The sequence below is a fragment of the Ketobacter sp. MCCC 1A13808 genome (assembly GCF_009746715.1).
In the GTDB taxonomy this organism is placed as follows: Bacteria; Pseudomonadota; Gammaproteobacteria; order Pseudomonadales; family Ketobacteraceae; genus Ketobacter.
The window spans coordinates 1-6,382 of record NZ_VRKW01000031.1; the positions used below are offsets into that span (position 1 = coordinate 1).

General features: G+C 51.3%; 6 protein-coding genes and 1 pseudogene. 5 read left to right on the forward strand and 2 right to left on the reverse strand.

Annotation, left to right across the window (positions count from 1 at the left end; translation table 11 throughout):
* The first annotated feature begins 250 nt into the window (after window positions 1-250).
* From tnpA to FT643_RS22510, 3 genes are read left to right on the forward strand one after another with little or no spacing between them, the layout of a single operon-like run.
* On the forward strand, window positions 251-574 hold the full coding sequence (tnpA, locus tag FT643_RS22500; protein ID WP_156873653.1) for an IS66 family insertion sequence element accessory protein TnpA: 324 nt from the start codon (window positions 251-253) through the stop codon (window positions 572-574).
* Window positions 571-939: an IS66 family insertion sequence element accessory protein TnpB gene (gene tnpB / locus FT643_RS22505; RefSeq protein ID WP_156873654.1), complete on the forward strand. Its 369-nt coding sequence runs from the start codon at window positions 571-573 to the stop codon at window positions 937-939. The genes tnpA and tnpB overlap by 4 nt, the downstream gene beginning before the upstream one ends.
* Window positions 940-974: 35 nt before the next feature.
* Window positions 975-1,214, forward strand: coding sequence for a hypothetical protein (locus FT643_RS22510; protein WP_156873655.1), 240 nt, complete (start codon window positions 975-977; stop codon window positions 1,212-1,214).
* On the opposite strand, the pseudogene FT643_RS24145 reads toward FT643_RS22510, so the two are convergent.
* Window positions 1,184-3,318, reverse strand: a pseudogene (locus FT643_RS24145) (proline dehydrogenase family protein). The gene FT643_RS22510 and the pseudogene FT643_RS24145 sit on opposite strands and share 31 nt — an antisense overlap.
* A 64-nt stretch (window positions 3,319-3,382) precedes the next feature.
* A complete protein-coding gene (locus tag FT643_RS22525) occupies window positions 3,383-3,838 on the reverse strand; it encodes a CopD family protein (protein WP_156873658.1) in 456 nt (151 codons plus the stop codon).
* 219 nt (window positions 3,839-4,057) lie between these two features.
* Between FT643_RS22525 and FT643_RS22530 the strand changes: the two genes are divergently transcribed.
* A complete protein-coding gene (locus FT643_RS22530) occupies window positions 4,058-5,866 on the forward strand; it encodes a sensor domain-containing diguanylate cyclase (RefSeq protein ID WP_156873659.1) in 1,809 nt (602 codons plus the stop codon).
* A 59-nt stretch (window positions 5,867-5,925) separates the two neighbouring features.
* Window positions 5,926-6,381: a zinc metallopeptidase gene (locus FT643_RS22535; protein WP_156873660.1), complete on the forward strand. Its 456-nt coding sequence runs from the start codon at window positions 5,926-5,928 to the stop codon at window positions 6,379-6,381.
* Window position 6,382 lies beyond the last annotated feature (1 nt).

Consider the following 6,382-nt stretch of genomic DNA (forward strand, 5'->3'; position numbering starts at 1 on the left):
AGCCCATCAGGGTCCGATGCCTACAAAGACGGCATCATGAAAGAGACCGGATACACGTAGGCAGTCGTACCTATTCGCTATTGATAAAAGTGCTTGCAATAGAGGAGGAGTCCATACACGTACCTATTCGCTATTGATAAAAGTGCTTGCAATAGAGGAGGAGTCCATACACGCCAATAGAACGACATCTATCAACCAACGTTAACCCCTGAAACACTACACCCGTATTTATCTCAATACGGAGAACAGAATGAAAACCAACGACACTCCTGATACCCAAAGCCCTGACTGGCCGAAACTGTTGGCGGCCTGGAAGCGATCCACGCTCAGCGGTGCTGAATTTTGCAAGCGACGGGGTCTGACTTATCACCAGTTTATCTATTGGAAACGCAAGCTCGGCAAATCGGTTTCCAGTTCCGGGCAGCCTAAGCAAAGCTCCTTTGTTAAAGTAAAATCACTGCCTGCAGTTACCGCTACCGAAGGGCTTACTATTACTCTGCCAGGAGGCATCCTCATTGAAGGCGTGAATGAGTCCAATGTCAGTGTGTTGCGTGGCATTCTGGAGCAGCTATGAGACCACGCTATTTACGCCCGGCGCTGGAGACGCCTGAGATTTATCTGCACCGGGATCCAATCGACTTTCGCAAGCAGGCGCTGGGTCTTGCCCTGTTGGTGGAGCAGGCGCTGGGCCATAATCCCTTCAGCGGTGCCCTGTATGTCTTCCGCAATCGACGCGGCGATAAAATCAAGTGCCTGCTCTGGGAAGATAACGGTTTTGTCCTGCATTACAAGGCGCTGGCGGAAGAGAAATTCCGTTGGCCCAAGAGCGAGCACGAGCTTGTGATGCTCACCGGCCAGGAGATCAATTGGCTATTGGATGGCTATGATCTGTCGGTGATGCGGGGCCATAAAATCTTACATTATCAATCCGTCGGTTAGCAGTTTCCGGGTGCCGGCTCTGTTAAAATATTGCTATGAAAAAGGCAATCAATTCAAATCAATCTGCACCCGATTACAGCGGTTTATCTACGGACGAACTGCTGGCAATTATTGCGGAAAAAGATGCGCGGCTTGCTGAGTCAAACGACATTATTGCTACCTCGAGTGAGCGAATCGCAAAGTTCAATGAGCACATTGAACTTGCTGAACATTCGATTGCCAGTCGCGACAAACAGATTTCAAATCAACAACGCCTAATCAAACTCCTCGAATAACAATTACGACTGGCGATACTCCGCAAGTTTGCCGCCAGTAGTGAGAAGCTGCCGTTCCAGATCGCCCTGTTCGACGAAGTCGAGATGGAAGTCGCTTTGGACGACCTGGAAGAGCAGCTTCCGGAATCCAACAAAACAACCACTTCAAAGAAAAAACGCAATCGCGGCTTCCCCGATGCACTGCCCCGCAAACGCATTGAATTGACCCTGACCGAAGAAGAGAAAGCCGGTGCCAACAGCACCTTCTTCAGCAAGGTCAAGGAAGAGCTGTCGTCGAATGCCTGCAGACACTCATGGCGGTTGGCCACCCGATAGGTTCCCACCACTTCATTTGGCGTTGCGGGGTTAAAAATCGGTTTGTCTTTCGGGTCTGGGTGCTCCTGTTTGCGCTGTTCTTGCTGCAGCTGCTTGGTCATGGTTCGGCTTAAGCTTTGCAAGGTGGTGATGGCCCCCAGGTTGAGTCCACGGGAGTTTTTTCTTTCCGGGTAAAATATGCGCCGCGGCAGGGGGATGCGTGGGTTACGCAGTTGATTCATGGCGCTGATGCTGGCGCTGGGTTCCTCGATTAGCCAGCTGCCCTCACTTTGATTTAACTGAATTTGGCGTACAAAGGATGTGTTGGCGCCATTTTCCAACAGGCGGCGCACCAAATAGGGTAGCAGTTCGCTAAACTGCCCAACCGGCGAGTAAATTCGGCAGCGAACGCCTTCCACAGTTTCGAATAAGTGGTCGTAGAGCGTTTCTCCCATACCATGGAGGCGCTGAAACTCGTAGTTTTGAAATTTGTTTTGCTGCGCCATGGTTAACACACTGGCAACGGTGTGGGCGTTATGGGTGGCAAACTGGGGGAACAGAAAATGGCGGCCGGAAAGCAGTAGTTGGGCGCAATAAAGATAACTCAGATCCGTATGCTCTTTCTGGGTGAACACCGGGTATTCCTCCAACCCCAATTGCTGCGCCTGTTTGATTTCCGTATCCCAGTAGGCGCCTTTCACCAACCGCAATGGAATCTGGCAATGCAGTGTTTTGCTCAGGTCGCTCAGCCATTGAATGATGGCCGGAGCGCGTTTTTGATAGGCCTGTACCGCGATGCCCAGCTTGCCCCAATGGCGCAAGCGGTTGTGGGCAATCACCCGGGCGAACATCATTAATGTGGGTTCTAAACGCCAGGACTCTTCAGCATCAATGGTAATGGCGATGTTTTTTCCTGGGCCAGCAACAGTAACTGGATTAAGCGTTCGTAGAGCTGGTCGAGATAGGTGCTTTGCCGCAGCTCGAAGCGCGGGTGCAAGGCCGATAGCTTGATGGAAATACCGGCATGATGTTTACGGTCGTGTAAATGTTCACTGAGAAAGTGGATAGCGTCGGTGTAGGCCTGTTGGTAGCGTCGGGCATCGGCTTCCGTCACGGCGGCTTCACCCAGCATGTCGCAGGAGTGGAAGTAACCTTTTTCCGTGTCCGAGCTGGCCCGTTGCACCGCTTCGGCTATGGTTTGACCGGCCACAAACTGCTGGCCGATTACCATCATGGCCTGCTTCACCGCCGACAGCGCCAAGGGTTCACCCAAGCGTCGAAACAGCCCTCTAAAGGTATCCGACAGCCAATTGCCGGGTAGTTCGTCTTTGTGAAACAGTTTGCCGGTGATCAACAGCCCCCAGGTGGAGGCATTCACCCAGCGGGCGTCACTGTGGCCCAGGTGTTCGGCCCAATTGCCCTGCTGCAGGCGATCCTGTAATAAACGCTCCGCCGTGTCATGGTCCGGTATGCGCAACAGCGCTTCGGCCAGACACATCAGGGTGACGCCTTCCTGGTTATCTAAACCGTATTCTTTAAGCAGAGTTTCCACCCGAATACCCGGTTTGGCGTTGCGAATGGCTCCCAGGAAATCTGTGGCGTAAGCCTTAACGGTTTCGCGCTCCGATTGACTCAGACTGTAGCCCAACAGCAAGTCCTGAACCGCATTTTCTTCGCTGCTCAGATAGTTGTTAAGGATGTTGTCCTGAAGGGGAAACTCCAGCCCCATCGCAGAAGGTGCCTTACAACGTGCCACGGCGCGCATCCTGCCTGGTTGAATAGTGTTCAGCATGCCAAATGGCTTGGGCATGACCTTAGTTTGCCACAGGATGGCGAGCTATGTGAGGGTTTTTAAAGGGTTTTTATCGGTTCACCTAAAGGTAGCGCCCTAGGGTTGCCAGCGCCACCACAACCAGGCCCAGGCTCAAATTAATGCCGATTAGCATCCGAATTTGCCCCAGGCGGCGGCCACCCTCGGCCCAGTCCTGCCCTGCAACGGCTTGTTTCAAACGGCGGTAGGGTGCGAAGAACACATGGCCGTAAATGGCCGTCATGATCAAACCCAGCAACATCATGATGTGTATATAGGGGCGGGTTTGACCCATGCCGCCATAGAATCCAAATATCATCCACAGACCAGTGGCGAGAATAAGTACCACCGCCAATGAAACCCAGGGGAAAAAGCGTGCAAAAACCTGGCTCCATAACTGTAAGCGCAGGGGCGGCTCCAATAATTGAGCGGCAACCGGTCGCAGGGCCATGTAGGCGAAGAACATCCCTCCAACCCAAATCACGACCGATAATACGTGTAGCGCCAATGCGATGGCCATAGAGTACCCCCTGGTTGAATATCCCACCGTAAGTCAGTGGTTAGCGTTGCCATGAGGTTACTATCATGAAGCTAACAGATTGAAATGCAAAGCTATTATTTTTACCCAGAGGAGGGGCGTTGCGTTGTAAGTAGCTAAGCCTGGTTCACCAAGGAAAAGCCCGCCGGATCAACTAAACTCATTAAATGCAGACGTCATCTTCAAACCGAAGGTTCTTAGTTGAAGCAAGCCGCTCGTGGTACCCAATATCTGGTTTTCTTACTCGCGTTTTTTTGTGGGTTCAATTGCGTTGCATCCGCACCCACCCTGACAATAACCTCCGCCTTCGATCGTCTGCAGCTTGATACTGGTCTGGAGTATTATGAAGACGTAAAAGCAGAATTGACCTTGCAGCAAGTCAGCCAGGAAAAAGACTGGAGCACCTGGAATCAGGGCACGGTCAATTTCGGTTTTTCCTCCAGCGCGTATTGGCTGCGTTGCACCCTGGCTAATGGGGCTAAAACCGACTTACCGGTGATGTTGGAAATTGCATTCCCCCTTCTACAACGGGTGGACGTCTATGTTGGCAGTGAATCTGGCTCGTTCCATCATTTTCAATCCGGAAGCCTGTTGCCTCCAAATAAAAGGCCGCTGGTTCACTCTCTGTTGGTATTCCCGTTTGAGCTTCCCGCCAGTTCCAGCAGTGAGCTTTTTATTCGTGTTCACTCTAACAGCTTACTGCAAATACCGCTTGCCCTGTCCGGTGCGTATGCATTTGCTAATTACGATCATGCGCGCTCTTTGTTTTTCGGTGGTTTATACAGTTTGCTTGCCGTCATTGGGCTCTACCACTGCCTGATCTTTTTTTCGGTGCGGGACAAATCGTTTCTGTTCTATGGGTTGTTCAGCTTATCACTGTCGTTTGGCTTTTTCCTGCTTAACGGTTCAGCCGGTAGCTACCTGTGGCCATCCAATCCTAATTCCAGTGTGCGTACGTATCTAATCGCACAATTACTGGCGACGTTTTTTGGCATGTTATTCATACGCTCAATTTTGAATTTGCCGCAATCCCTGCCGGGCTGGGACAGGGCCATAATCAACCTGGCCTGGCTGTCACTGTTGCTCATTCCTGCGTGTCTGTTCGTCGCTGTTTCCGTGGTAACATTGATTAGTCTTGTGTTGGCAAATGTGGCCGTGATATGTGCTACCATCACTATCGTCAAGCGAACCAAAGAAGGCTACCCGCCAGCACGTTACCTTCTCATTGCCATAGTGTTCACGGCTGTAGGCATTGTCGTCACCGTTAGTAGCAGCCTGACCGTAATTCCCACCAATAATTTTACGATTCATGCCGTCTACGTTGGGCTTTCGCTGGGAACCATGCTGTACGCTTTCGCACTGGCCTACCGTATCAATTTGGAGCGGGAAAATCGTGAAAAGGCCCAGAATGAAGTTATCGAACTGCAGCAACACGCCAATGAGAATCTGGATCAGTTAGTGAAAGAGCGCACCCTGGAGCTTGAAGCCAGTAATGAGCGGCTGCGGGAAATAAGTCAAACTGATGGGCTGACCCAGTTGTCTAACCGCGGATACTTTGATATTGCTTTTGACAAGGAACTACGGCGCTGCATCCGTAATGGTCGGGTGATGTCGGTGTTGTTGCTGGATTTGGATCATTTTAAGCAGTTAAACGATCGTTACGGCCACCAGTTTGGTGACCAGTGCTTGAGAGCGGTGGCGACAATAATGATTGCCAAAACCCGCCAGCCGCCGGACTTGGTGGCTCGATACGGCGGTGAAGAATTTGTTATATTGTTGCCGGAGACCGATTTGAATGGAGCAATTCATGTTGCGGAAAACATTCGCCAGAGTATTGCAGAATATTGTTTCCAACATAACGATGAGGAAATCCGGATTACCGTCAGCATTGGGCTTTGCTCAGCCGTACCCGATCGCAGCGCCACGACAGCAGCATTTCTTAAAACCGCCGACGACTGCCTTTACCTTGCCAAGCAGAATGGGCGTAATAGGGTGGAATGTCAACGCTAAGCTTGCGGGTATGGGCTTAGGTACTTTCACGCTGCAACTCAATCTTTGAAGCTGTTGTCATGTTATACGCCATATTGATTATTGTGTTGTTCGCGCTGATGTTTTTACCTCAGTTCGCCACCCGACACCTGCTGGAAAAGCACAGCCAGGTGCGTAAAGACTTTCCTGGAACCGGAGGTGAATTTGCGCAACATCTTATTGGTCGATTTCAGTTGCAGGGCGTAACTGTTGAGGCCACCAACAGTGGCGACCATTATGACCCTGCTGCGCGCACAGTGAGGTTAACTGAAGACAAGCTCGGCGGTAAATCCTTGACCGCTGTGGTGGTGGCAGCCCATGAGGTGGGGCATGCCATTCAGCACCATACCCGCTCCCGCGCATTACAGGTGCGATCCGGGTATAGGAAGTATAAAGCACCGATTTGCCCCTCATCCGAAGTATCTTACCCGAAATCCCCTCACTCGTTTACCGCTCAAGCTCCAATTTTCACTGTCGGACCAACCCAAATCGCTTAAA